Origin of the sequence: Pseudomonas sp. NFPP12 (assembly GCF_900103205.1) — a bacterium.
Lineage (GTDB): Bacteria > Pseudomonadota > Gammaproteobacteria > Pseudomonadales > Pseudomonadaceae > Aquipseudomonas > Aquipseudomonas protegens.
The window spans coordinates 273,046-297,380 of record NZ_FMWW01000002.1 but is presented as its reverse complement, the minus strand read 5'-3'; the positions used below and the strand labels follow the sequence as shown (position 1 = coordinate 297,380).

The following is a 24,335-nucleotide window of genomic DNA, read 5'->3' as shown; positions in this document are numbered from 1 at the left end:
AGCGGCCCGAGGGCCGCTTTTTGCGTTTTTGCCTACTGCTCGGCGTTACGGCTGTGCCGGTAGTCGCTGACGGCTTCATACACAGCCTTGCGCAGACGGTTGATGCCGCCGATGGGGCGATGGGCTTCCAGGCCGAACCAGGGGTTGAAGGACTGGTTGTCGCAAGCCAGGTTTTGCGCCGGGGTATCGAAGTCCTGGGCGGGAAGGGTTACCCGCGCCACCGTTTCAAAGGGGGCGTCACTTTCTTTCCACTCAATGCTGGTGTCTTCGATCGGCATGAAACGGTTCGGGTCCTGGCGCTGGACCTGCAGTACGAAACAGGCCGCAACCCGATCGGTGGAGAGCTGCTGGGTCAGGGCGCTGCGCAGGAAGTTGGGCAGATCCTGGTTCTGTGCTGGCAGGCTGTAGGCCGGGCAACTCTCGGGGTCCGGCATGACCCGGAATTTGGCGTTGGCATTGCCGAACTTGTAGGGCGAGACCGAGTAGTAGATGGTCTGGGTCGGGCTGGCCGGGGCCGGTGACAGGGTCGCCAGGGCGATGAACAGATGCCGTACCTGCCAGGTGCGCGGATCCCACCCGGGGAAGAATGCTCCGACTTTCTTGCCGTCCGCCTGGGCGGCGATGTTCTGCTGATATTCGGCTACGTCGCTGACGAAGAAATTCGGATGATTGAACATCACGAAGTCCTGTTCACGGCGTTGTGATTCCGACGCCATCAATTGTTGCCCGGGAACATCCAGTAGCTTGATCGCCATGCCGCGGGCGTCGCGAATACTGTCGAACTGCGGGTAGGCGTTGCCGTTGGACAGGCGTACGACGGCCTGCCAGGTCTGGCCAGGGGTGGCAAATACTCCCTGGCGCAGTGGCGGGCTCAAGTCGTTGAGGACCTGGACTTGCGCCTTCACGCAACCGTGAGCCTTGGCATGGGCATCGCGCAGGTAGCGGGTGCCTTCGCGGTGCTGGTCAACGATGCGCACCGCGGTCTGGATGATGTCCTGGGTGCGGGCTGCCTCATCGGCAGGAACCTGCTCCTGCACCGCTACCGGGCCTCGGTGGTGCCAGGCGAACCAGGCACTGGACAGTGCCCAGCCCAGCAGGCTGATGACCAGTAGCAATAACAGGGCCCTGCCCAGCAAGGCGCCGAGGCGCAGCCACAGTCGGGCCAGCAGGGACGGTCGTTTTCTGGCGAGATCGAGTTTCATGGCAATTGCGACTCCAATGGTCCGCCCAGCACTTTTAGGTATTCCAGCAAGGCCCAGCGTTCTTCTGGCTGCAGCAGTGGGCCGATAACGCCATTGCCGCGCTGGCCGGCGCGGAATTCGTGGCCGCTGTTGTGGTTGCCGCTGATGCGGGTATCGAATTCAAAACCGTTCTTGAAGGCTTCCGGGCGATAGCCCAGGTGCTTGGGATCGTACTCGAAGGTGCCGCGGTAGAAGGTTGTCGAGCGCTCTGATTGCGGAGACAGCAGTTGATAGAGGTTGGGTACCGAGCCGTTGTGCAGGTACGGCGGTGTGGCCCAGACCCCGGCCAGCGGGCGGGCCTTGTAGGCGCGCAACTCGCGTACGCCGATCGGCAGCCCGTAGCCGTCCAGCCGCGGGCGCTCCTCGGGGGTGACCTTGGCGTCGCTATAGGCGCGCTCTTCGACAAAGGCCGTGATGTAGGCCAGGCCCTTGGCAGCCGAGAGTTGACGCAGGTCCAGCGGTTCGCTGGGTGTCGGGTGCAGCTCGACATTGGACCTGGCAAGTTCGGCGGTATCCCACTGCAAGGAGCTCAGGTCATAACGCAGGTCGGCGATATTGCTCGCCGAATTCGGGTCGGTGCCAATCACCGCTACCGGAAGCATTTTCAACTGCTGCACGGGGCGGCCGTTGTTGTCGCTGACCGAGGGTACATGACAGCCGGCACAGTTGCTGGCGAACAGCTCGCGGCCCTTGGCGGCCAGCGGCTTGTCGATCGTGCCCAGCAAGGCTTCTGGCCAGGCCGGTGGCTTGAGGCGCTGCAAGGTTTCCTCGATCAGGTTGAGATCGCGGACACGTACGCTGGAAGGGTAGCGGGCCTCGCCGGTGAGGGGTTGGCCGTTGGCGTCGAACAGGTTCAGGGTGGCGCCAACCCCCAGGGCTTCGCCGATATTGCGCGCCATGGGTTGCTGCGCCGAGCCGTTCCACTGGACCCAGTCGAAGGTCCAGATATCCCAGAGTTGCGGGTAGTCCACCGGGGCATTGGCGATCCGATAGTTCTCAGGGGAAATGGCGTCGCCGAAGCTGGCATTGGCGATGCGGCCAAAGGCGTCGGTACGGCCCGGACCCTCTTCGGTTGGATAGAGGCCGCGATGGGTATCATTCCAGGCCACCCGCAGGAAGTTATCCAGCGAGACCTTGAAGTCCTTGCGCAGCTGTTCGTGCCTGGCTTCGTAGTCGGCGCCCAGCACCTTGCGGGCGAAGCGCTCGAATTTCCAGGGGTTGTAGTAGGTGCTGGTCAGGCTGGCCACGAGGGCCTGGCCGAAGCTGCCACCACGCAGGGTCGGTACACTGGACGGTAGTACGTGCTGCGCCGAGCCGCCATCAATGCGCAGGGCTTGATGGTTGAACCGCAGCTCGCCGGTGTGGCAGGCAGCACAGGTGATGTCCAGGTATTGTTCCGCGCTGCCCGGATTCTGATGGCGGGCGAAGCCCACGGGCAGGTTGCCGGGATTCTGCGCTGTGGCTTTCTGCCCCGGCTCCACCAGGAAGCCGAAGCGGGCCAGGTACTCGGGAGCGGCAAAGGGCTGCTCGGAGAACGGCAGTTCCAGAGCGCTGAACCATTCATAGCGCAGGCCTTTGACCTGGGTGCCCTGGGGAGTGAAATAGTAGGTCTGGCGATCCTTGGCATCCCATTGGTCCAGGTAGTGCACCTGTTCAACGGGTACATAGTCGGGGAGTTTCGGATTGGCCACGTAGTACAGGACCACAGCCAGGACAATGCCGATCAGCACGGCAATCAACAGCAACACACGATAGATGAGGCGCAAGATGTACTTCCTTGTCGAATTTCGTTTCCTTATGCCTGAGCTCATCTGACGCGGCAAGTAGCCATTACTTGAGCTATGGTTATTCGCGCCCGTTCAAGCGCCTCGGTAAGCGGCCTGGGCAGGGTGTACCCCAGAGCATGAAAACGCGTTTAAAGACGTGAACTTATCGGCCATTTACTACTCTTACGCCGGTAGCCATTGGTCGTGGTCGCCTGATAAGCTCGCGGCTTTATTCGATTGCCCTTTAGGCGCATGAACAAGGAAATAGCATGAAACAGCATCGGTTGGCGGCGGCGGTGGCCCTGGTTAGCCTGGTACTTGCGGGTTGTGATTCGCAGACCAGCGTAGAGCTGAAAACCCCGGCGCAAAAAGCTTCCTACGGTATCGGCCTGAACATGGGCAAGAGTCTGGCTCAGGAAGGCATGGATGACCTGGATTCCAAAGCGGTCGCCCAGGGCATCGAAGATGCCGTCGGCAAGAAAGAACAGAAGCTGAAGGATGAAGAGTTGGTCGAAGCCTTCGCCGCGCTGCAAAAGCGTGCCGAAGAGCGCATGGCCAAGATGAGCGAAGAGTCGGCGGCTGCCGGCAAGAAATTCCTCGAAGAGAACGGCAAGAAAACCGGTGTGACCACCACCGCTTCCGGTCTGCAGTACGAAGTATTGAAAAAGGCTGACGGTCCTCAGCCCAAGCCGACTGATGTCGTGACTGTTCACTACACCGGCACCCTGACCAACGGCACTGTGTTCGACAGCTCGGTAGAGCGTGGCAGCCCGATCGATCTGCCGGTCAGCGGCGTGATCCCGGGTTGGGTCGAAGGCTTGCAACTGATGCACGTGGGCGAGAAGTACAAGCTGTACATCCCGAGCGACCTGGCCTACGGCGCCCAGAGTCCGAGCCCGGCGATTCCAGCCAACTCGGTGCTGGTCTTCGAACTGGAGCTGCTGGGTATCAAGGATCCAGCCAAGCAGGACGCCGCCAAGTAACCTGCGTTAGCGCCTGAAGCAACGCCCCGTTCTTACGGGGCGTTGTCGTTTCTGCAGGTTGCTGCTGGCAAATTATCCGAACCGACGGCAGTGTGGGTGGTCTGAACAGGGTATGAGCGATAGCTAGTCGCTGGAGCCTGCCAAGTCAATGAAATTATGGGTTTTTTTATGTGAGTAAAAAACGCCCGATCTGAGCTCAGCCCTTATGAAACGGGGCTTTCAGCCGTGAAAAATAGCTCTGTTCACAAGGTTATCCACAATTTGTGTGGATAACATTTCAGTGGGAGTGATGATGAAAGCACCCTGGAATTTTGCTCGTTTCCTGCCTTTGGCGGGGCGCTTGCTGAGCCGCGGTCGTTTGCCCACGCTGCTGTTCGCCGTGGCGAGCAAAGGCGCCAGCCAGGGCGGACGCCTGGGCAAGGTCAAGCAGGACCTGCGCTTGTTGCAGGCACTGTGCCTGGCCTACTGGCGTGGCGAGTACCGGGCCATCAGCCCCAAGGCGCTGCTGTCGGTGGTGGCAGGCTTGATGTATTTCCTCAGCCCGGTGGATGCCATTCCCGACTTTATTCCTGTGTTCGGCATGCTTGACGATATCGCCGTTCTGGCTTGGCTGATGAAAACCCTGGATGACGAACTCAACGCCTTCCGAGCCTGGCGCAATCGGCAAATGCCGGAAAAGCTCGCGGTTGTCGAGCGCTTGCCGGACACTGCGGAGCAATTGCTGCTGGAAGGACCGCAGAAAAACTAAGGGTATTCACCGCCTCCCACAACAATCATGCTCCCCGCGACCATTGCCGCTGTTAGGATTACACTTCAAGGGAAAAGTCCGACTCGCTAAGTGTCGTTGTCCTACGGGGTAGTAATGGATATTCAGATTATTGAACGCGATGGCGAGCCCGAATATGCGGTTCTGCCGTGGGCTCAGTATCAAGCTTTATTGTCAGCCGCAGGTCTTACCGAACAACCACCGCACGCTGTCGCAACTTCTCAGGCAGCGCCACCAGCCCAGAATCTTCCGGGCCTGGATCAATTGCGCAGTCTGCGCGAAGGGAAGGGCATCGCCATCGAGGCGCTGGCCCGCAAAGTTGGTATCAGTCCGTCTTACCTGGCCCTGATTGAAAGTGGCGAGCGTCAACCCGACGCTGCGATTCGCCGCAGCCTGGCCTGGGAGTTGACGGTGCCGGGGTGGAGGGAGCAATCGTGAGTGTAAGGATCAGTCGTCAGCACTGGGATGGGCTGTTGGGTGAGCTGGATCAGGCCCGTCGTCAGCGGCATCTTTTAACCTATCGAGCCTTGTTGGAGCGCTTGCAACTGCCCAGCCCGGCCATGCAGACCCTGACAGCCGCGCTGGAGCATCTGGCAGCGCTGGATGCACGGGCCGAACAGCCTTTGCGCAGTTCCCTGGTGATCAGCCAGGGGGCCAGCCGCTTGCCGCGTACCGGCTTCTTCGAGTGCGTGGAGCGTCTGGGGCGTTTTTCCGGCCCTTCCGACGGTGTTGCCGCGGCTTCATGGCATGCCTCGGAAGTGGTGCGGGTCTTCGAGTACGAGTATCCCGAATCAGCGGAGGCTTGAATGTTCCTGGCACTCAAGGCGCGACTCGGCTATTGGCTGGCGCGCCGTTTGTTTCATTGGCCGTGGTTTGTCCGCCAACCCCGTGTCTGGCGTTGGATGGAAGGTCAGTTCGCGCGCATGGCCAATCTGGGCAATGTCGGTGCGCTGAGCTTTTATGGGCACATCCTGACTTTTCGTGGGCAGGGGCTTGGCGCCCGTCAAGAAGGTCAACGCCTGCTGCGTCTGGCTGCACTGGCGGGGGATGGCAAGGCAGCCTATCAGTTGGGCGTGATCAGCCTGGCCGGCTCGCCCAGCAAGGCTCCCGACGCTGTCGAAGCGGCGCGCTGGTGGACGCTTTCGGCCCAGGCCGGGCATCCTCTTGCGGCGCTCAAACTGACGCAGCTCGATCAGCCGACTGATCCCGCAGCGGCTCACTGAGGTTTTGCGCTCCCAGGCTGGCTGCCGCTTCCAGGCTGTCGATCACATGGATGCTGTAGCCCTGGATATTCTTGGCGTGATGCTTGGCCTGGGAGGCCAGCTCCGCCAGTTGGCTGGAGTCCAGTTGGCCACAGGCCTGTGGATACAGGTGCACTACGCCGATGGACAGTGACAGCAAGGGAAATTCCTGACGGATACCTTGCCGATTGGGGGCGACAAAGCAGCCAGCCTCCAGGTGTTCGCTGCGGTAGAAGCGCCGGCACTGGCTGTGGAAGTCATCCAGCAACTGGTTGAGCCGTCGGCGCCAGTCTTCCGGCCCCAGCACCAGCAGAAAGTCATCCCCACCGATATGTCCGACGAAGTCGCGGCTCGGGTCTACCCGGTCGTTCAGGCATTGGGCCAGGCACAGCAGCACCTCATCGCCGCGGCCATAGCCATAGATATCGTTGAAGGGTTTGAAACTGTCGATGTCGACGTAGCAGATCACCGATTCCCGTGCTTGCTGCAGCAGGCGGCTCAGGCACTGCTGGATCGGCACATTGCCGGGCAGCAGAGTCAGCGGGTTGGCGTAGCGGGCTTGCTGGATCTTCAGCTCCGTAATCAGCTTGAGCACATCGATGACCCGCCCCAGCCCCAGATAATGGCCATTCAAGGTGATGATGAAATCTTCCTCGATGCGTTGGCGGGCGCGGCTGGTGATCAGGCGGCTGACCTGCTGCAGGGACTGGCTGAGTTCGACCGCGAGAAAGTCATCGTTCATCAGGCGGCTGATGGGCTTGCGGGCGAACAGGTCGGTGGCAAAGGGCTTGAGCAGGGCGTCGGAGAGCGAGTGCCGATGGACGATGCCGCAAGGCTGCCCCTGTTCGTCCAGCACCGCGAGGGAGTTGAGGTTGGCTTGCCGGCGAAAGGCTTCCAGGACGTTGGCGGTGGGCGTATTGCGGGCAACGGCCGGTTGCTCGTTGAGCAGCGCACTGAGGTCGCTGCCATCATCGTTGAGGGCCACGCTGGTGTGATCATGCTTGGGCATCATTGCCCGAGCGTCCCTCGGCGGCTGTTCCTGGGGGCGACACAACAGGTAGCCCTGGACCAGGTCGACGCCCATCTCGGTCAGCACTGCCAGTTCTTCGGTCAGTTCGATCCCTTCGGCGATCACCTGGGCGCGGGAGGCTTTTGCGATTTGCAGAATCGAGCCGACGAACTCGCGCTTGAGGGCATCCTGGTGAATGCCGTCGATAAAGTGCCGGTCGATTTTCACGTAGTCCGGGCGCAGTTCCGACCACAGGCGCAGGCTCGAATAACCGGCGCCCAGGTCGTCCAGGGCGATGGAGAAACCCATGTCGCGGTAATGGTGCAGGGCGTTCTGCAGCAACTGGAGATCGTCGATCGGGGTCTGTTCGGTAAGCTCGATCACCACCTGGCTGGGGGGTATGCCGAAGTCCTCAAGCAGCTGCAAGGTACGCCCTGGTTGGTGGGCGGCCTCCAGCAGGGATTCCGGTGAAACGTTGAGGAACAGCTTGCCGGGCAGTTGTTGTTCGCTGAAGCGTTTGCAGGCGCTTTGCCGACAGGCAATCTCCAGCTCGCTCAGGCGCCCGGCCTGGCGCGCGACGGCGAACAGCGCGACAGGGGAGTGCAGAGGGCTGTTTGAGGGGCCGCGACTCAGGGCCTCATAACCCAGGATGCGCCGCTCGGACAGGGAAATGATCGGTTGGAACAGGCTGTGCAAACCGCTTTGAGCCAGGATTGAACTCAATGCACTGAGCTGTTCGGTCGTGGTCATGGCGATCTCTGTCGATAAAAAAAGGACCGGGCGCGGCTCTGGCTAGAGAGCGGCGCCCGGTCCTTTATTTCACGACAGAATGATGACTGTTTAATGACGATCCGAGGCGTGATCGAATTAAATTGCCATCATCCTCAGTGCTTGGCCACCGAGGTGTTGAGCTTCAGATAGTCCAGCAGGATGCGCCCGGTTTCACTCAGGTAGGCGTCGTCTTCCGGCTTGGTCTTGTCCGGCTCGGCAGCGGCCAGCGCGTCCTCGTCTTCTTTCTTCAACTCTTTGAGTGGCTCCTCGCCCTTGGCCTTGCGACGGGCGTTTTCCAGGGCCAGTTGCTTGGCTTCGATGTCGGCATGCTGTGCCCGGCGATCGGCTTCGTTGAGGCTGACGGTTTTTTCCGCCATCAGCTTCTGTGCCAGGGCCAGCTTGTCGCGGATGAACACGAACTCCGGATCTTTCGCCGAACGGCTTTCGTGTTCGGCCTTGAGCTGAGCCAGGAACGGTTTGAACGGGTCTACCGCAGGCTTGATGGCCGGGCGGATGGTGTCCCATGGCATGGCTTCAGGCAGGGCGCTTTCGCCGATTTCCTTGGTGTCGATGATCGACGGATAGCCGATATCCGGCAGCACGCCCTGGTGCTGGGTGCTCTGCCCGGAAACCCGGTAGAACTTGGCCAGGGTCAGCTTCAGCTCGCCGTGGTTCAGCGGCTGGATGGTCTGCACGGTGCCTTTGCCGAAAGTCTGGCCGCCGATGATCAAGGCGCGGTGGTAGTCCTGCATGGCGCCGGCGAAGATCTCCGAAGCCGAAGCCGAGAGACGGTTGACCAGCAGTGCCATCGGGCCTTTGTAGAAGGCGCCGGGGTTTTCATCTTCCAGTACATCCACCCGGCCGTCGGCGTTGCGCACCAGCACGGTAGGACCCTTGTCGATGAACAGGCTGGTCAGCTCGGTGGCTTCCTGGAGGGAACCGCCGCCGTTGTTGCGCAGGTCGATGACCACACCGTCGACCTTGTCTTTCTGCAACTCGGTCAGCAGTTTCTTCACGTCGCGGGTAGTGCTCTTGTAATCCGGATCACCAGCGCGGAAGGCCTTGAAGTCCAGGTAGAAGGCCGGGATCTCGATCACCCCGAGCTTGTAGTCCTTGCCGTCCTGCTTGAGGTTGAGGATCGACTTCTTCACCGCCTGGTCTTCGAGCTTCACCGCTTCGCGGGTGATCGGCACGATCTTGCTGGTCTGGTCGTTTGGCGCATTGCTGGCCGGGATTACCTCCAGGCGTACCAGGGTGCCTTTCGGACCACGGATCAGCTTGACTACTTCGTCCAGGCGCCAGCCCACCACGTCGACCATTTCCTTGTCGCCCTGGGCCACACCGATGATCTTGTCCGCAGGGGCTACCTGCTTGGTCTTGTCGGCAGGACCTGCCGGCACCAGGCGCACGACCTTGACCTGATCATTGTCGCTCTGCAACACGGCGCCGATGCCTTCCAGCGACAGGCTCATGTTGATGTCGAAGTTTTCCGCGTTATCCGGCGACAGATAGTTGGTGTGCGGGTCGTAGGACATGGCGAAGGTGTTGATGTAGGCCTGGAAGATATCTTCGGCACGGGTCTGGTCCAGGCGCGCCAGCTGGTTCTTGTAGCGCTTGGTCAGGGTTTCCTGGATCTGCTTGGGATCCTTGCCGGCGATCTTCATCCGCAGCACTTCGTCCTTGACGCGCTTGCGCCACAGGTCGTCGAGTTCGGCGGTGGTCTTGAGCCAAGGAGCATCCTTGCGATCGATCAGCAAGGTTTCCTTGGTGGTGAAGTCGATCTTGTCGACGCCCTTGTTAAGCTCGGCCAGGGCGAAGTCCAGGCGGGATTTGACCCGGTCCAGATAGCGCTTGTAGATGGTGAACCCGGCGTTCAGGTCGCCGCTCTTGAGGAAGTCGTCAAACTGGGTTTTCCATTTGTCGAACTCCGCGATGTCGCTGGCCATGAAGTAGCTGCGCGACGGATCCAGCAGCTTCAGGTAGCTGTCGTAGATGATCACCGAGCGCGCATCATCCAGCGGCGGTTTGCTGTAGTGATGACGTTTGAGCAGTTCAACGACATTGAGGCTGGCAATTACCTCATCGCGATCGGGCTGAAGATTGTCCCAGCTATTGGCTGCGAACGTATTGGTCGACATCGGCAGCAGGCCGAAACCAATGAAAAGAGCGAGGGCGGTGCTGGGGAACAAATGCTTCATGCTGATTCGACGCGGGGGCAATTGATAACGCATATTAGGCCGTCTTTGAAGTCGCCGGTTCCATAAGGACCGGTCGCATAATGCAAAAAGCCCGGTGCTACCGCTCCGGGCTCAGTCCAGACTCACTATGGAGGCACTGTGAAAGCATTGCAAGGCGTTGAAGGTCATGTGGAGTGGGTGGAAGAGCCAAGTCCGGCCTGTGATGTGGGGCAAGTTCGCATTCGGGTGGCGGCTGCTGGCCTCAATCGGGCCGACCTGTTGCAGCGTGCGGGGCTCTATCCCCCACCTCCCGGAGCCAGCAAGGCCCTTGGCCTGGAATGCTCCGGGGTAGTCAGTGAAGTGGGCCCGGGTTCGTCCTGGCAAGTGGGTGATCGGGTCTGTGCCCTGCTGGCGGGCGGAGGCATGGCTGAAGAGGTGGTGGTCGATGCCCGCCATGTACTGCCAGTACCCGAAGGGTTGTCCCTGGCCGAGGCTGCGGCGCTGCCCGAGGTCTACAGCACAGCCTGGCTGAATCTGTTCCAGCTGGCAGCGCTCAAGCCGGGCGAGAAGGTCCTGCTGCACGCTGGCGCCAGTGGCGTCGGCTCGGCGGCTATCCAGCTGTGCAAGGCGTTCGGCAACCCGTGCTGGGTGAGCGTTGGTTCAGCCGATCGCCTGGCCTACTGCGAGAGCCTCGGTGCCCAGGGCGGTGTGGTGCGTACCGATGGCATTGAGGCGCTGCGGGACTTTGGGCCTTTTGATGTGATTCTCGACCCGGTGGGCGCCAATTATGTGGCCAACAACCTCAAGCTGCTGGCCCTGGATGGACGTTGGGTGCTGATCGGCTTGATGGGCGGGCGCGAAGCGCAGCTGGACCTGGCCCAGGTGCTGGCCAAGCGGATCCAGTTTCTGGGGTCGACCCTGCGCAGCCGGAATGACCAGTTCAAGGCCGACCTGTTGAGCGACCTTGGGCAGAATGTCTGGCCGTTGTTCAGCGAAGGGCGCCTGAGCCCGCAATTGGCCAGGACCTTTGCGATCCAGGATGCAGAAGCCGCTTTTGCGGAGCTGGCGACCAATCAGGTCTCGGGCAAGCTGGTGCTGGTGATCGACCCCAGCCTGACCTGAGCCCTGCAGGAGCCGGCTTGCCGGCGAAGGGGGCGTCAGGCCTGGCGGTCTGTTCGCTGGCAAGCCAGCTCCTACACAAGCCAGCTCCGGGGATCTCTGGGGCGGGTCACTTCCAGTGGTGGATCGGCCAGCCGGCTTTCTGCGCATGTTCACGCAGCACCGGATCCGGGTTCACCACCTGCGGGTGGTCCACGCGCAGCAGCAACGGCAGGTCATTGCGCGAGTCGGAGTAGAAGGTCGCGCCTTCCAGGTTTTCTTCCTCGGCATCCAGCCATTGCAGCAGGCGGGTGATCTTGCCCTCGCGGTAGGTCAGGGTGCCAACGGTGCGGCCGCTGTAGACCCCATGCTGCACCTCCAGCTCGATTCCCAGGACTTCGTCGATACCCAGGCGCGCGGCAATCGGCTTCACCAGGTGAGTGCCCGAGGCCGAGATCACCAGGATCCGGTCGCCGGCCTGGCGGTGGGCGGCAATGGCCTTGCAGGCGTCGCTGAAGATGATCGGCTCGATCACCTCTTCGACCCAGGGTTCGACCAGGTGCGCGACCTCTTCCGGGGTGCGTCCGCTCATGGGTTCCAGGCTGAAGTCCATGAACTCCTCCATGGCCAGCTTGCCATGGCTGTAGGCGTCCATCAGCTCATGGTTGCGACGCATGAACGACTCGCTGTCGACCCAGCCCAGGCGGCCCATCTGTTCGCTCCAGAGGGTGGCGCAGTCGCCGTGAATCAGGGTTTCGTCCAGATCAAAAATTGCCAAGGCCATCAGTGCCGCTCTCTCTTCAGGATCAATTGCGTGAATGCCATCAGGCTACCTCACACAGGGCTGTCGGATCGATGCTCAATGCCAGACGCTGGCCGTCGGCGTGCAGATCATCGGCTGAGCGGTTGAGTACATCCACCACCAGCTCCACGCCTCGGGCCTCGACCCGATAGCGGATCACGTTGCCCAGCAGGCTGTGGCTGCGTACCAGCGCATCCAGTGGGCCTTCCTTGCGCAGTTCGATGGCTTCCGGCCGGATGGCGATGCGGCCGCTGACCGGCCGTTGCAGCAGCTTGCTGGCGCTGTCGGCATCCAGCAGGTTGTAGTTGCCGATAAAGCCCGCGGCGAAGGCGTCCACCGGGGCGGTGTAGAGGGTTTCGGCATCGCCGCTCTGGACGATCCTGCCCTGGTTCATCAGGAAGATCCGGTCGGACATGGTCAGGGCTTCTTCCTGGTCGTGGGTGACGAAGATCGTCGTCAGGCCCAGTTCCCGCTGGATGTTGCGGATCTGTTCGCGCAAGTGCTTGCGGATCCGTGCATCCAGGGCCGACAGCGGTTCGTCCAGCAACAGCAGGCGCGGGCGGGTCACCAGAGAGCGGGCCAGGGCCACGCGCTGGCACTGGCCACCGGACAGCTGGTGCGGGTAGCGGCTGGCGAAGTCGTTGAGCTCCACCAGTTGCAAGGCTTCCTGGACCCGCTTGCGGCTGTCTTCGGCGCCGACCTTCTGCATGCGCAGGCCAAAGGCGACGTTCTGTTCCACGGTCATGTTGGGAAACAGCGCGTAGCTCTGGAACACCATGCCGATCCCGCGTTTCTGCGGGCTCAGGGGCACGATGTCCTGGCCGTCGAGGAGGATCTTGCCGCCGTCCACCGGGGTCAGTCCGGCGATGCAGCGCAGCAGGGTCGACTTGCCGCAGCCGGAAGGGCCGAGCAGGGTGACGAACTCGCCCTTGCGGATTTCGCAATTGATGTCGCTGAATACCGTGGTGCCCGCATAGTTCTTTTGCAGGTGTTGGACGCTGACGAAGCTCATTGGCTTTTGTCCTTGTTCAAGATGTTGGCGGCCCAGGTCAGAAGCAGCACGAAGAAGAAGTAGGAAATCACCAGGGCGCTGGTGAAGTGGCCGCTGCTGTTGCGCATGTTGTTCAGGTAGACCTGCAGGGTTTCATAGCGGGTGCCCACCAGGATGTTGGCGAACACGAACTCGCCGAACAGGAACGAGAAGGACAGCAGCAGCGCCACCATCAGGCCCTTGCGCAGGTTCGGCAGGACCACCAGGAAGGCCGCCTGCCAGGTACTGGCGCCCAGCAGTTGGGCCGCGTCCATCAGGTCCCGCAGGTTGATCGCCTGCAAGTTGTTGGTGATGGCCCGGTACATGAACGGCAATGCCACGGTGAAGTAGCAGCCGATGAGGATCCAGGGCGTGCCGACCATGGCGAAGGGCCCCGAACCATAGAGTTGCAGCAGGCCCACCGAGGACACCACCGGCGGCACCGCGAAGGGCAGCAGGATCAGGATGTTCATCAGCGCATCGAGCTTGGGGAAGTGGTAGTGCACCACGAACAGCAGCGGCAGGATCAGCACCACTGAAAGCACCAGCGCACCCACGCAGACCAGCAATGACTGGCCGAAGGCATTGAGAAACCGTGGGTCGCTCCACAGCTGCAGGTACCACTTGAAGGTGAAGCCGCTGGGCAGGATGGTCGCCGACCAGCTGCTGGCAATCGAGTAGACGAAGGTCCCCAGCAGCGGCAGCAGAAGGACGGCAAACAGCAGGTAGACCATCACTCGGTGGTAGAGCGCGGCGGAGCCGGGTTCAGCGCGAGACATGGTAGCTCCTCTTCAACAGCAGTTGATGGACGATGGTCACCAGGGTCATCAGCGCCACCAGCACCACGGCCAGGGCGCTGGCCATGTTCGGATCCAGGGAGATGTCCCCGGAGACCATGGCGGCGATGCGGATCGGCAGGACGTTGAAGTTGCCGGTGGTCAGGGCGTAGACCGTGGCGTAGGCGCCCAGGGCGTTGGCCAGCAGGATGACGAAGGTGCCCAGCAGCGCCGGGGTCAGCACCGGCAGGCCGATATGCCGCCAGAACTGCCAGCCGTTGGCTCCCAGCAAGGCGGCGGACTCACGCCAGTCCTCGCGCAGGGCGTCGAAGGCCGGGTAGAGCAGCAGCACGCCAAGGGGGATCTGGAAGTAGGTATAGAGAATGATCAACCCGGTCTTGGAGTACAGGTTGAAATCCTGAATGATCCCCGACTGCTTGAGCATGATGGTGATGGTGCCGTTGAAGCCCAGCAGGATGATGAAGGCGAAAGCCAGGGGCACCCCGGCGAAGTTGCTGGTCATGTTGGCGAAGGCATTGACGAAGTTGCGCAGGCGCGAATCCACCCGGCGCAGCGAGTAGCTGCCCAGCACCGCGATGATGATGCCGAACACGCTGGACCAGAAACTGATCTCCAGGCTGTACTGGATGGCCTGCAGGTAGAACTTCGAGCTGAAGATCCTGGTGAAGTTGGCCAGGCCCCAGCCGAACTCTTCCGATTGCAGGCTGTTGATCAGCACCCACACCAGGGGGGCAATCTGGAACACGATGAAGAACAGGGCGAAGGGCACCAGGCACAGGGCCGCCAGCCATTTGCCACGGGTGACTGAATTCACTTCAACAGCTCCCGGCAGAAAGGTTTGTCATGGGGCTCGCCCAGCAATTGGCAGACGGTGCCGCACAGTTCGGTCTGTTTCGGCGCGGCAGCGGGGTCGAGGCTGAAAGCGTCGCCGAGAACGAACAGCGGGACCTCTCGCTCCTCGGCCAGCAGGCCATTGTGCGAGCGGTCGTTGTTCATGCCGTGGTCGGCCGTCACCAGCACCTGGTAGCCGGCGTTGAGCCAGCCTTGCAGGTAGTCGGCGAGAATGATGTCCGCCGAGCGCGCGCTGTTGCGGTACTGCGAACTGTCCAGGCCATGCTTGTGTCCGGCGTCGTCGATGTTCATCGGATGCACCAGCAGCAGGTTGGGCTGATGGCGCAGGCGCAGGTCCTCGGCGTCGGCGAACAGATGGGAATCGGGGTAATGATCGCTCCAGTAGAAGTGGCCGTACTGGATCGGCAGTTCAGGGTTTGCGGTGTGCCGGTCTTGCGGGGCGTTGAAGGGCGAACGGTTGTACAGCTCGCTGACCCAGTGATAGGCCGCGGCGGCAGTGCTCAGGCCGGCCTCGCGGGCGTAGTGGAACAGGCTGCGCTGGTTGGACAGGCGCGAGACCTGGTTGTGCACGATACCGCTGTCGATCGGCCGCACGCCGGTGAGTATGCATTCGTACAGCGGGCGGGAGAGGGCAGGTAGTTCGCATTGCAGTTTGTACAGGGCGGCGCGGCCAGCACCGACGTAGGCTTGCAGGTGCCCCATGGCGTGTCGGGCAACTTCGTGGTTGAGGCCGTCGAGCACCACAAGGATGACGTTGTGCTTCATGAGGTGGAGGACTCCGGGATCGGGTGTGTAGGCGCCAGCTTGTCGGCGAGTGGCCTGTGTGCGCTTGTCTGTGCAGCGCCTTTGAGCCATTCGCCGGCAAGCCGGCTCCTACAGGGATGCAGCCTTACTGCATGTTGATGATCACTTCTTCCTGCCACTTCTGCGGCAGGCCCTTGGAGGTTTTCTCCCAGGCATCGGCGTCCTTGATCGGCGTTACGTGCTTGTACTGCTCGTTGGGCAGCAGGTTGGCCTGGACGTCCGCCGGCAGGGTCAGGTGCTCGGCACGGATCGGCCGCGCATTGCCGCGGGCCAGGTTGGTCTGGCCGGCGTCGCTGAAGATGTACTCGCGGGTCAGCTTGGCGGCGTTGGGATGCTTGGCGTACTTGTTGATGATGGTGGTGTAGCCGGAGATCACCGAGCCGTCCGACGGGATCAGCACGATGTAGTCGTCCTTGTTGACCATCTTGTTGCGGTAGCTCAGGCCGTTGAAGTCCCAGACCACGCCCACTTCCACTTCACCCTTTTCCATGGTGGCGATGGTCGGGTTGGCCAGGGACAGGCGCCCCTGCTTGGCAATTTCGGCGAACATCAGCAGCGCCGGCTGGATGTTCTTCTCGTCACCGCCCTTGGCGATGGCGGCGGCCAGTACGCCGTTGGCGGCCTGGGCGGCGGTGCTCACGTCACCGATGGAAACCTTGTACTTGCCCTTTTCCAGGTCGGCCCAGCTCTTCGGCGCTTCGGAGCCGTGCAGCAGCTTCTTGTTGATGATGAAGGCGATGGTGCCGGTGTAGGCCAGCGCCCAGTTGCCGTCCTTGTCCTTGGCCCAATCTGGGACCTGGGCCCAGGTGCTCGGCTTGTAAGGCTGGGCCACGCCCTGCTTGACCGCGATCGGGCCGAAGGCTGCGCCAACGTCGCCGATATCGGCGCTGGCATTGTCTTTCTCGGCGGCGAACTTGGCGATCTCCTGGGCCGAGCTCATGTCGGTATCGATGTGCTTGAGGCCGTAGGTCTTGGCCAGGTCTTCCCAGGTGCCTTTCCAGTTGGCCCAGTCATCGGGCATGCCGACGCTGTTGACCGCGCCTTCTGCTTTCGCAGCGGCTTCCAGGGTTTTCAAATCGTTATCAGCAGCCATGGCGGCGGTGCACAGGGCAATGGTCGAGCCTAACAGTGATGCCAGGAAAAGCTGTTTCATCCGAAGCTCCTTTGGGCGTGTTCAACGCTGCGTTTTATCGACAGTCTTGCGGTGGGTTGGTCTAGGTCAGCAATACCTGAGCCAATTTAGGTGGGTTGGATGACACTTTGATGTCGGTACCCATGATCGGCGCGAGGATTAGGGCGCAGGTCCAGGGCTGCGAAATAAGCGTAGACCATGGCCAAACACGCGCAGAGCAAGGATCTGGCGGGTAATTTGCAAGTCGGTGGCAGGCCCGTTGAGCGCCTTTGTCATCTGTCAGTCATATGCATTGCCTAGGCTTTGGGCACGGATGCAGAGCACTGCCCCGGCCATTGCGCTGCCCTGAAACAGTGCTGGTCTAGTCCAGATAGGTAACGTTGATGCGTATTGATGCAACCAAAGCGGTGACAGCCATCGGCCAGGTCCTGCAGGAGCAGATCGCCCACGGGCTGTTGGCGCCCGGTAGCAAGCTGCCGGCCGAACGCAAGCTCAGCGAGCTGTTCGCCACCACCCGCATCACTGTGCGTGAAGCCCTGCTGCAACTGGAGGCCCAGGGCCAGATCTACCGTGAAGAGCGTCGTGGCTGGTTTGTCTCGCCGCCGCGCCTGGCCTACAACCTGATGCAGCGCAGCCACTTCCACGCCATGGTCAGCGCCCAGGGGCGGGTGCCCTCCACCGAGGTGATTTCCGCGCGCCTGCAACCGGCATCGGCGGCGGTCTGCGCCTGGCTGCAATTGCCAGCACTGTCCAGCGTGATCCAGATCTGCCGCGCACGACGCATCGATGAGCGGCTGGTGCTGTATGTCGAGCACTACCTGAACCCCAAGTATTTTCCGAAGATTCTCGATCTGGACCTGAACCAGTCGATCACCGAACTCTATGCCCGGCATTACGACCTGCACTACGGACGGGTGCGCTTTGAAATCGTGCCCACCTCACTGCAGCCGGAAGCGGCGGCGGCCTTGAAGGTCTCGGTGGGCAGCCCGGGGCTGCGGATTGCCCGGGTGAACTATGACCAGCACGAGCGGCTGATCGATTGCGACCTGGAGTTCTGGCGCCATGACGCGATTCATGTCGGTGTTGACGTTCTTTAGGCGCCAGTGTCGTTAGCCGGCAAGCCGGCTCCTACAGGATTACTCCTTTTCCGCGCCGCCGCCTGCGGTGATCACCTGGATGCTCATGCGCGGCGTAGCCAGGTCCAGCCCGGCTTCGTCGAGGTGACGCTTGAGGGACAGGTTGAACGCCCGGGACACTTCCCACTGCTTGATCGGTGCGGTCTTGAAGCGGGCCCGGAGGATGGCGCTGCCGGACTCGAAACTCTCCACCCCCTGGATTTCCAGCGGCGACCAGATATTGCGGCGCTGCAGGGGGTCGGTGCGCATCTTCTGGCCGACATCGCGCATCAGCTTGATTGCGTCGTCGATTTCCATGTTGTACGGGATCGCCACGCGGAAGATCGCGTAGCCGAACTCCCGGGAGTAGTTCTTGATGCTCTTGATTTCGCTGAACGGGATGGTGTGCACGATGCCGTCGATGTCCCGCAGGCGCACGGTACGGATAGTCAGGCCCTCGACGGTACCCAGGTGGCCGCCGACATCGACGTAGTCGTCGATGGCCAGGGAGTCCTCGATGATGATGAACAGGCCGGTGATCAAGTCCGCCACCAGGGACTGGGCGCCGAAACCGATGGCCAGGCCGATGACACCGGCACCGGCCAGCAGCGGCGTGACGTTCATGCCCATGTTCGCCAGGGCAACGATGGTGGCAATGATGAAGATCGCCACGAACAGCACGTTGCGGATCAGTGGCATCATGGTTTGCGCGCGCGCGTTGGCCAGGCCCTTGCGCGAACGGGTCAGGGCGTGATGCACCGCGGTGTCGCTGAGAATCCAGATCAGCCAGGCAAAGATCAGGGTGCCGCCGAGGCTGAACAGCTTGACGCTGACTTCATGGCCATCGCCTTCGGTGAAGCGGATCAGCGACATGCCCCAGACCCGCAGGCCGAGCTCGATGAATGCCAGCCAGACCGCCAGGTGAGCCAGGGTGTAGAAGAAGCTTTTCAGCCGCTCGGAGTACAGCGCATGGCGTTTGTGCCCGCGCTGGGGCTTGAGGGCATGGCGGCGTACCAGGCCGTTGATCACCATGCACAGCACCAGCAGTACCGTGCACAGCAACGACTGGCGCAGGGCGGTGCTGGTGTCGCCGGCGGAAACGAAGGTGGCGAACAGCGAGATACCTACCAGCACCAGGGCCGGCAGGTACCAGAAGGTGCCAATGATCTCGATGGTGTCGCTCAGGGCCCGGCGGGTCAGGCGCCGTGACAGCGGCTGGTTGCGGATCAGGTGGGCGATGGGGCGGCGGAAACGCAGGATGAACACGCCGGTGGACAGCGCTGCCATGACATTGGCGAAGGTCGCCGCGGTATGGGCCAGGTGCTGGCCCAGGCTGGCCACCATGCGTGGGTCGCTCAGGGCCTCGCCAAAGGCGGCGAAGCTGCCGATCCACCACAGCGGGCGGAAGGCCTGGCGCCGCAGGATGTACAGGGCGCGATGGCGGTGCGGGCCGTCGAGTACGGAGAACGCCACCACGCAGATCGCCGAGAAACAGGTGCCGACCACCAGGGCGTAGGCCAGGACCATGGCCAGGTCCTTGCCCAGGGAGGAGGGCAGGGAGTAGGTCATGTAGACCGTGATCAACAGGGCGATCAGCCAGGGGCCGAGCTTGCGCAGGGCAAAGCGCAGCAGGTCCCAGGTCTTGGGGTGCTGGGGCAGGTCTTCGGTCAGGCCGAAGCGCAGGCGCACCCGGTGGCTGAGCCAGATCAGCGCTGCTGCCAGCAGGCTCCAGACCATGAGGATCAGGGCAAAGGCAAAGATGATCGGCAGCCACTGGCTGGCTGGCAGCATCAGTGCCGAGAGTTCTTCCTTGGCCAGGTCGAACTCGTCGGACCAGCGGGTAACCGGGCTGTCGGCCCCGGAGAATTGCTTTTCCAGGTTCGACAGGGTGCCGCCGATCAGGCCCAGTACGCCTTCTTCTGGCGTGGGCTGGGCTTTTTTCGTGGCATCCCGCAGTTTCTTCAGGTCCGCCAGCAGCTTGGCCCGTTGCTGGTCGTTCTCCAGGGACTTGATCACCTCGTCCAGGGATTGCCCCAGGGGTTCCTCAGCCTGGGGCTGCGCCTTGGTCTGGTTGCCCAGCAAGCCAGGCAAGCCCACCGCCTGGGCGCTCCCCAGGGGCAGCAGGGTCAGCAGGCAGACGAGCACATAGCAGGGCAGGGCAAAAAGACGAGCGAACACTGGGCGGTCAACCTCGGGGAAAATGGATCGACCGAGTGTACGAGGCCGCCAAATTCAATGCGAGGGTGAGTGCTGCATTTATTCCGCGAGCTTGGCCAGGATCTTGTAGACCACGGTGCCGAGAATCAGCAGCATGCCGATCCACATGCTGAACACACCGAGGTTCTTGTCCCGGAAGTTGAAGCCGATGGCCAGCAGGATCATGCCCGTGAGAATGGGGATGAGCATGGAGTGGAACGAAGACATCGAGATCATGGCGACAGCCTTGTCAGGAGGAGTAACTGTAAGTCTAGGTCGCTTTGTCGCGGCCCGGGTTGATGTGCATCAGAAACAGGCGGGCGTGTGTCCACGCGCCCGCCCTCTGCCTCATGGCAGTTCGTGGCTAGCGTAGAAGGCGCTCAGCACTTTCACCAGATGAGCCAGGTCATGGCTGCCACAGAGCTCGCGGATCGAGTGCATGGCGAAGGTCGGCAGGCCGATGTCCACAGTGCGTACCCCCAGATGGCTGGCGGTGATCGGGCCGATGGTCGAGCCGCAACCCATGTCGCTGCGCACCACGAAGCTCTGTACCGGCACTTCTTCGGCCATGCACAGGTGGCGGAAGAAGCCGGCGGTTTCGCTGTTGGTGGCGTAGCGCTGGTTGCTGTTGACCTTGATCACCGGGCCGGCATTGAGCTTCGGCCCGTGGTTGGCGTCGTGCTTGTCGGCATAGTTGGGGTGCACGCCGTGGGCGTTGTCTGCGGAGATCAACAGCGACTTCTGAATGGTACGGACGAATTCGTCACCTTCGGGCAACAGGCGGCGCAGGGTCTGTTCGAGCATCGGGCCGTCGGCGCCGCAGGCCGAGCAGGAGCCGACTTCTTCGTGGTCGTTGCACACCAGTACGCAGGTTTCATCGCTGTCGGCCGTCAGCAGGGCCTGCAGCCCGGCGTAGCAGGACAGCAGGTTGTCCAGGCGTGCACCGGCTATGAAGTCACCGTGCAGGCCTATCACCGCGGCGCTCTGGGTGTCGTAGAAGCTCAGTTCGTAGTCCAGCACCACGTCGGCGTTCAAACCATGCTCGCGGGCCAGTTGGTCGGTCAGCACCGCGCGGAAATCCACCCGCTCGTCACCGGCGAACTGGGCCAGGATCGGTGGTAGTTCGTTCTGCGCGTTGATCGCCCAGCCCTGGTTGGCTTCACGGTTGAGGTGAATGGCCAGGTTGGGAATGATCGCGATCGGTGCCTTGAAGTCGATCAGCTGGCTTTCCACCTTGCCGTCGCGGCGGAAGGTCACGCGGCCGGCCAGGGACAGGTCGCGGTCGAACCACGGAGCCAGCAATGCGCCGCCGTAGACTTCGACGCCCAGTTGCCAGAAGCCCTGGCGTTGCAGTTCCGGCTGGGGCTTGACCCGCAGGCAGGGGCTGTCGGTGTGGGCGCCTACCAGGCGGATACCGCCTTGCAGGGGCGAATGCCGGCCCAGTTTGAAGGCGACGATGGAGGAGTCGTTACGGGTGACGTAGTAGCGGCCGTTGGCTTCGGTGGTCCATGGCTCGCGCTCGTCGAGGCGCTGGTAACCCGCCGCTTCCAGGCGCTGAACGAGGCTGGCAGTGGCATGGAAAGGGGTAGGGGAGGCCTTGAGAAAGTCGATCAGGCCTTGGTTCAACTCTTCGCGCATAAGTAGCTCCAGACAGCAGTGGCGCGAGTTTAACGTATAGGAGTGCCTTGTAGGAGCCGGCTTGCGGGCAAGGGCCGCTGGGGCGGCCTTTGCCCGCAAGCCGGCTTGGGCGGCGTGCGCTCAGAACGGCGCGGGGCAGTCGAAGCGCAGGCGCTCGCCGGTCTGGGGGTGGGTGAAGCTGAGCATGCTGGCGTGCAGGCACAGGCGTGGCCAGGCCGCCAGCGCCTGGGGATGGGCGTACAGGCCATCGCCCAGCAGCGGGTGGCCGATGGACAGCATGTGTACCCGCAACTGATGGGAGCGGCCGGTGATGGGGGTCAATTCGACCCGGCACCAATCGCCGCAGCGTTCCAGGACGCGCCAGAAGGTCAGGGCATGCTTGCCGAATTCGTGGTCCACCACGTGCCGGGGCTTGGTGGGCGGGTCGTAGCGCAGGGGCAGGTCAATGCTGCCGCTGTCCAGTTCTGGCTGGCCCCAGCAGAGTGCGGTGTAGGCTTTTTCCGTTTCGCGGTCATGAAACTGTCGGGACAGTTCGCGATGAGTGTCTGCGTCCCGAGCCAGCAGAATGATCCCCGAGGTTTCCCAGTCCAGGCGGTGGACGATGCGGGCTTCCGGGTAGCCGTTTTCCTGCAGGCGGGTAATCAGGCAATCCTTGTTGTCGTCGGCGCGGCCGGGGACGGAGAGCAGCAGGGTGGGTTTGTTCACCACCAGGACGGCGGCGTCCTGATGCAGGATGTGGATATTCGACAACGGCATTGAAACAGCCTCGTAACAAACGCCAACGGCGGCTCGCCGACCTCGATGCAATGCATGAGGCCCGCGAGCCGCCGTGGCTCCCGTCGGATCAATCAGCGATCAGGCAGGGTGATATTGAGTTCCAGGATCGAGCAGCTGCCCTGGTTTTCCAGAGCGACGTGCACGTCGTCGGACCCGATATTGACGTACTTGCGGATCACTTCCACCAGTTCCTTCTGCAAGGCGGGCAAGTAATCAGGGGTGCTGCGCTGGCCGCGTTCATGCGCCACGATGATCTGTAGACGCTCTTTCGCTACCGACGCGGTGCTGACCTTTTTGCTGGCACGAAAGAAGTCAAAAAGATTCATTATCTACCTCCAAACAGGCGCTCGAAGAATCCCTTCTTCTCGACATCAAGGAACCGGTGCTCCACGGTTTTGCCCAGCAGGCGGTCAACCGCATCGCTGTAGGCCTGGCCAGCATCACTCTGGTCGTCGAGAATCACCGGCACGCCCTGGTTGGAAGCCTTGAGCACTGCCTGGGATTCCGGAATGACGCCGAGCAGGGTCACTGCCAGAATTTCTTTGACGTCTTCAACACCGAGCATTTCGCCATTGCTGACACGCTCCGGGTTGTAGCGGGTCAACAGCAGGTGTTCCTTGATCGCGTCTTCGCCCTTTTCGGCGCGACGGGATTTGCTGGCCAGCAGGCCGAGCATACGGTCGGAGTCACGCACCGAAGACACTTCAGGGTTGGTCACGACAATCGCTTCGTCGGCGAAGTACATGGCCAGGTGCGCGCCTTTCTCGATACCGGCCGGGGAGTCGCAGACCACGAACTCGAAGGTTTCCTTGAGTTCCATCAGGACCTTTTCCACGCCTTCCAGGGTCAGCGCGTCTTTGTCGCGGGTCTGGCTGGCGGCCAGTACGTAGAGGTTTTCCAGGCGCTTGTCTTTGATCAGGGCTTGCTGCAGGTTGGCTTCGCCGTTGACCACGTTGACGAAGTCATACACCACGCGACGCTCGCAGCCCATGATCAGGTCGAGGTTACGCAGGCCGACGTCGAAGTCGACGATCACTGTTTTGTGGCCGCGCAGAGCGAGGCCGGTACCGATAGCGGCGCTGGTGGTGGTTTTACCCACACCACCCTTGCCGGATGTAACCACGAGAATCTTGGCCAAGGTGTTTCACCCCTAAGGAAAAAGGACTTTTAGCCCCTGAAAAACATCTCTTGAAAACTACTGCAGTCGGACAGCCTTGGCTGGAGCTCGGTCAGCGACAGGGTTTATCGTCGATAAACACTGCTGATTGCCAATTTCCTACTTCGTTTGAGCCGTTTTCGCTACGTTTTAGAGATGCTTGGAAAATGCGGCAGTATCCGTTAAAGACGTGTGATGTTCAACACGTCACCCGACAGGCTGACCTGGACTCCGGAGCCCCACAGAGGGTCGCGTCGCAGGTCCTCGGAAACCTTGTACTGGCCTGCGATGGAGATCAGTTCAGCGCTCAATTGCTGACAGAAAATCCGCGCCTTGGTGTCACCCTTGACTCCGGCCAGGGCGCGACCGCGCATGGGGCCGTATACATGGATATTGCCATCGGCGAGAAGTTCCGCACCGGGGCTGACCGAGGACACCACTACCAGATCGCCACCCTGGGCATAGATCTGCTGCCCGCCGCGTACGGGCGAGGTGATGATGCGAGTCGGTTTGATGGTGGGTTCCGGCGGTTTTTCCGGCTTCTTGATTTCACTTTCCGGTGGTTCCAACGGCCGCTCCCGGGCGCCGGAAGGTGGCAGCACCGGCAGGTCGACGGCAATCGCCGCGGCAATGTCTTCGATGCGGCTGGCGCGGATCGCCAGGGTCCGCAGGCCGTGCTGGCGGCAGACGCGCATCAGCCCGGGCAGATCCACCGAGCCTTCGCCAGCAGGCAGCTTGTCCAGGGCCAGTACCAGCGGGGCGTTGCTGAAGAAGTTCGGCGCCTGGGCGACTTTCGCGGCCAGTTGGCGATCGAGGCCTTCGAGGTCGTTGCGGGCCAGTTCCAGCACGGTGATGGCGAGCATGCTGCCCTTTAACTGGAACACAGGATCTTGGTCTAGCGATTCGGTTTGGCTCATGGTCTGCAGAAGGCGGCTTGTCACTAAAAGTGCCGAGACTTATAACGAGATCGCCCGCGCCCCGCAA

24 protein-coding genes are annotated in these 24,335 nt (G+C 61.8%); 7 read left to right on the top strand and 17 right to left on the bottom strand.

The genetic code is table 11. The features are described from left to right. Positions 1-32 precede the first annotated feature (32 nt). Together BLS75_RS08885 and BLS75_RS08880 are read right to left on the bottom strand one after the other, a co-directional pair. Entirely contained in the window at positions 33-1,202 is a 1,170-nt protein-coding gene (locus BLS75_RS08885; protein WP_072450674.1) for a catalase family protein, read from the bottom strand. Then, positions 1,199-3,007 (bottom strand): di-heme-cytochrome C peroxidase, encoded by a 1,809-nt coding sequence (locus BLS75_RS08880; protein ID WP_176876737.1) that lies wholly within the window; start codon positions 3,005-3,007, stop codon positions 1,199-1,201. Before BLS75_RS08880 ends, BLS75_RS08885 begins: the two co-directional genes overlap by 4 nt. A 269-nt stretch (positions 3,008-3,276) precedes the next feature. Here BLS75_RS08880 and BLS75_RS08875 point away from each other — a divergent pair, with 269 nt between their 5' ends. The 5 genes from BLS75_RS08875 to BLS75_RS08855 all read left to right on the top strand — a co-directional run bounded on the left by BLS75_RS08875 (position 3,277) and on the right by BLS75_RS08855 (position 5,979). Then, positions 3,277-3,990 (top strand): BamJ family beta-barrel-assembly machinery protein, encoded by a 714-nt coding sequence (locus BLS75_RS08875; RefSeq protein ID WP_011062667.1) that lies wholly within the window; start codon positions 3,277-3,279, stop codon positions 3,988-3,990. Positions 3,991-4,282: 292 nt separating this feature from the next. Next, the gene (locus BLS75_RS08870; protein WP_019093616.1) at positions 4,283-4,738 is read left to right on the top strand and encodes a YkvA family protein; all 456 of its coding nucleotides are present in this window, start codon (positions 4,283-4,285) and stop codon (positions 4,736-4,738) included. A gap of 114 nt (positions 4,739-4,852) precedes the next feature. Beyond that, positions 4,853-5,194 (top strand): helix-turn-helix domain-containing protein, encoded by a 342-nt coding sequence (locus tag BLS75_RS08865; RefSeq protein ID WP_026020021.1) that lies wholly within the window; start codon positions 4,853-4,855, stop codon positions 5,192-5,194. Further along, positions 5,191-5,562 (top strand): hypothetical protein, encoded by a 372-nt coding sequence (locus tag BLS75_RS08860; RefSeq protein WP_003179080.1) that lies wholly within the window; start codon positions 5,191-5,193, stop codon positions 5,560-5,562. Before BLS75_RS08865 ends, BLS75_RS08860 begins: the two co-directional genes overlap by 4 nt. After that, a complete protein-coding gene (locus BLS75_RS08855; protein WP_011062665.1) occupies positions 5,563-5,979 on the top strand; it encodes an SEL1-like repeat protein in 417 nt (138 codons plus the stop codon). It begins immediately after the preceding gene. On the opposite strand, the gene BLS75_RS08850 is transcribed toward BLS75_RS08855, so the two are convergent. After that, positions 5,930-7,756 carry a bifunctional diguanylate cyclase/phosphodiesterase gene (locus tag BLS75_RS08850; RefSeq protein ID WP_072450672.1) on the bottom strand — a complete coding sequence of 609 codons (1,827 nt, stop codon included), beginning with the start codon at positions 7,754-7,756 and terminating at the stop codon, positions 5,930-5,932. The genes BLS75_RS08855 and BLS75_RS08850 overlap by 50 nt on opposite strands. 134 nt (positions 7,757-7,890) lie before the next feature. Then, complete coding sequence (locus BLS75_RS08845) at positions 7,891-9,975, bottom strand: carboxy terminal-processing peptidase (protein ID WP_174395633.1); 2,085 nt, start codon at positions 9,973-9,975, stop codon at positions 7,891-7,893. A gap of 138 nt (positions 9,976-10,113) precedes the next feature. On the opposite strand from BLS75_RS08845, the gene BLS75_RS08840 reads away from it, so the two are divergent. Beyond that, entirely contained in the window at positions 10,114-11,076 is a 963-nt protein-coding gene (locus BLS75_RS08840; protein ID WP_011062662.1) for an NAD(P)H-quinone oxidoreductase, read from the top strand. A 106-nt stretch (positions 11,077-11,182) separates the two neighbouring features. On the opposite strand, the gene BLS75_RS08835 is transcribed toward BLS75_RS08840, so the two are convergent. The 6 genes from BLS75_RS08835 to BLS75_RS08810 all read right to left on the bottom strand — a co-directional run bounded on the left by BLS75_RS08835 (position 11,183) and on the right by BLS75_RS08810 (position 16,490). Beyond that, entirely contained in the window at positions 11,183-11,836 is a 654-nt protein-coding gene (locus BLS75_RS08835; RefSeq protein ID WP_011062661.1) for an HAD family hydrolase, read from the bottom strand. A 40-nt stretch (positions 11,837-11,876) separates the two neighbouring features. Beyond that, a complete protein-coding gene (locus BLS75_RS08830) occupies positions 11,877-12,866 on the bottom strand; it encodes an ABC transporter ATP-binding protein (RefSeq protein ID WP_011062660.1) in 990 nt (329 codons plus the stop codon). Next, positions 12,863-13,663, bottom strand: a complete 801-nt coding sequence (locus BLS75_RS08825) for an ABC transporter permease (RefSeq protein ID WP_072450671.1) — start codon at positions 13,661-13,663, stop codon at positions 12,863-12,865. Before BLS75_RS08825 ends, BLS75_RS08830 begins: the two co-directional genes overlap by 4 nt. Further along, positions 13,650-14,495 (bottom strand): ABC transporter permease, encoded by an 846-nt coding sequence (locus BLS75_RS08820; protein WP_011062658.1) that lies wholly within the window; start codon positions 14,493-14,495, stop codon positions 13,650-13,652. The genes BLS75_RS08825 and BLS75_RS08820 overlap by 14 nt, the downstream gene beginning before the upstream one ends. Continuing rightward, a complete protein-coding gene (locus BLS75_RS08815) occupies positions 14,492-15,298 on the bottom strand; it encodes an alkaline phosphatase family protein (RefSeq protein WP_072450670.1) in 807 nt (268 codons plus the stop codon). The genes BLS75_RS08820 and BLS75_RS08815 overlap by 4 nt, the downstream gene beginning before the upstream one ends. A gap of 124 nt (positions 15,299-15,422) precedes the next feature. After that, entirely contained in the window at positions 15,423-16,490 is a 1,068-nt protein-coding gene (locus BLS75_RS08810; RefSeq protein ID WP_015636612.1) for an ABC transporter substrate-binding protein, read from the bottom strand. Between the two features lie 362 nt (positions 16,491-16,852). Here BLS75_RS08810 and BLS75_RS08805 point away from each other — a divergent pair, with 362 nt between their 5' ends. Further along, a complete protein-coding gene (locus tag BLS75_RS08805) occupies positions 16,853-17,566 on the top strand; it encodes a UTRA domain-containing protein (RefSeq protein WP_011062655.1) in 714 nt (237 codons plus the stop codon). 39 nt (positions 17,567-17,605) lie between these two features. Here BLS75_RS08805 and BLS75_RS08800 read toward each other — a convergent pair whose 3' ends face one another. From BLS75_RS08800 to minC, 7 genes are all read right to left on the bottom strand, one after another. Continuing rightward, the gene (locus tag BLS75_RS08800) at positions 17,606-19,762 is read right to left on the bottom strand and encodes a mechanosensitive ion channel family protein (RefSeq protein ID WP_041119455.1); all 2,157 of its coding nucleotides are present in this window, start codon (positions 19,760-19,762) and stop codon (positions 17,606-17,608) included. 78 nt (positions 19,763-19,840) lie between these two features. Then, entirely contained in the window at positions 19,841-20,017 is a 177-nt protein-coding gene (locus tag BLS75_RS32375; protein WP_011062653.1) for a hypothetical protein, read from the bottom strand. A 111-nt stretch (positions 20,018-20,128) separates the two neighbouring features. Continuing rightward, entirely contained in the window at positions 20,129-21,418 is a 1,290-nt protein-coding gene (locus BLS75_RS08795; protein WP_041119454.1) for a M18 family aminopeptidase, read from the bottom strand. Positions 21,419-21,538: 120 nt separating this feature from the next. Then, positions 21,539-22,174 (bottom strand): RluA family pseudouridine synthase, encoded by a 636-nt coding sequence (locus BLS75_RS08790; RefSeq protein WP_041119453.1) that lies wholly within the window; start codon positions 22,172-22,174, stop codon positions 21,539-21,541. A 92-nt stretch (positions 22,175-22,266) separates the two neighbouring features. Beyond that, positions 22,267-22,521 (bottom strand): cell division topological specificity factor MinE, encoded by a 255-nt coding sequence (gene minE / locus BLS75_RS08785; RefSeq protein ID WP_007898843.1) that lies wholly within the window; start codon positions 22,519-22,521, stop codon positions 22,267-22,269. Next, on the bottom strand, positions 22,521-23,333 hold the full coding sequence (minD, locus tag BLS75_RS08780; protein ID WP_011062650.1) for a septum site-determining protein MinD: 813 nt from the start codon (positions 23,331-23,333) through the stop codon (positions 22,521-22,523). Before minD ends, minE begins: the two co-directional genes overlap by 1 nt. Before the next feature lie 200 nt (positions 23,334-23,533). Beyond that, a complete protein-coding gene (gene minC, locus BLS75_RS08775; RefSeq protein ID WP_011062649.1) occupies positions 23,534-24,268 on the bottom strand; it encodes a septum site-determining protein MinC in 735 nt (244 codons plus the stop codon). Positions 24,269-24,335: the final 67 nt, after the last annotated feature.

What these genes read in the sequence shown, in the direction of transcription:
- BLS75_RS08885 (WP_072450674.1), bottom strand. Translation starts at nt 1,202, where the DNA reads ATGAAACTCGATCTCGCCAGAAAACGACCGTCCCTGCTGGCCCGACTG.
- BLS75_RS08875 (WP_011062667.1), top strand. Translation starts at nt 3,277, where the DNA reads ATGAAACAGCATCGGTTGGCGGCGGCGGTGGCCCTGGTTAGCCTGGTA.
- BLS75_RS08870 (WP_019093616.1), top strand. Translation starts at nt 4,283, where the DNA reads ATGAAAGCACCCTGGAATTTTGCTCGTTTCCTGCCTTTGGCGGGGCGC.
- BLS75_RS08865 (WP_026020021.1), top strand. Translation starts at nt 4,853, where the DNA reads ATGGATATTCAGATTATTGAACGCGATGGCGAGCCCGAATATGCGGTT.
- BLS75_RS08855 (WP_011062665.1), top strand. Translation starts at nt 5,563, where the DNA reads ATGTTCCTGGCACTCAAGGCGCGACTCGGCTATTGGCTGGCGCGCCGT.
- BLS75_RS08850 (WP_072450672.1), bottom strand. Translation starts at nt 7,756, where the DNA reads ATGACCACGACCGAACAGCTCAGTGCATTGAGTTCAATCCTGGCTCAA.
- BLS75_RS08845 (WP_174395633.1), bottom strand. Translation starts at nt 9,975, where the DNA reads ATGAAGCATTTGTTCCCCAGCACCGCCCTCGCTCTTTTCATTGGTTTC.
- BLS75_RS08835 (WP_011062661.1), bottom strand. Translation starts at nt 11,836, where the DNA reads ATGGCCTTGGCAATTTTTGATCTGGACGAAACCCTGATTCACGGCGAC.
- BLS75_RS08830 (WP_011062660.1), bottom strand. Translation starts at nt 12,866, where the DNA reads ATGAGCTTCGTCAGCGTCCAACACCTGCAAAAGAACTATGCGGGCACC.
- BLS75_RS08825 (WP_072450671.1), bottom strand. Translation starts at nt 13,663, where the DNA reads ATGTCTCGCGCTGAACCCGGCTCCGCCGCGCTCTACCACCGAGTGATG.
- BLS75_RS08815 (WP_072450670.1), bottom strand. Translation starts at nt 15,298, where the DNA reads ATGAAGCACAACGTCATCCTTGTGGTGCTCGACGGCCTCAACCACGAA.
- BLS75_RS08810 (WP_015636612.1), bottom strand. Translation starts at nt 16,490, where the DNA reads ATGAAACAGCTTTTCCTGGCATCACTGTTAGGCTCGACCATTGCCCTG.
- BLS75_RS08805 (WP_011062655.1), top strand. Translation starts at nt 16,853, where the DNA reads ATGCGTATTGATGCAACCAAAGCGGTGACAGCCATCGGCCAGGTCCTG.
- BLS75_RS32375 (WP_011062653.1), bottom strand. Translation starts at nt 20,017, where the DNA reads ATGATCTCGATGTCTTCGTTCCACTCCATGCTCATCCCCATTCTCACG.
- BLS75_RS08795 (WP_041119454.1), bottom strand. Translation starts at nt 21,418, where the DNA reads ATGCGCGAAGAGTTGAACCAAGGCCTGATCGACTTTCTCAAGGCCTCC.
- BLS75_RS08790 (WP_041119453.1), bottom strand. Translation starts at nt 22,174, where the DNA reads ATGCCGTTGTCGAATATCCACATCCTGCATCAGGACGCCGCCGTCCTG.
- minE (WP_007898843.1), bottom strand. Translation starts at nt 22,521, where the DNA reads ATGAATCTTTTTGACTTCTTTCGTGCCAGCAAAAAGGTCAGCACCGCG.
- minC (WP_011062649.1), bottom strand. Translation starts at nt 24,268, where the DNA reads ATGAGCCAAACCGAATCGCTAGACCAAGATCCTGTGTTCCAGTTAAAG.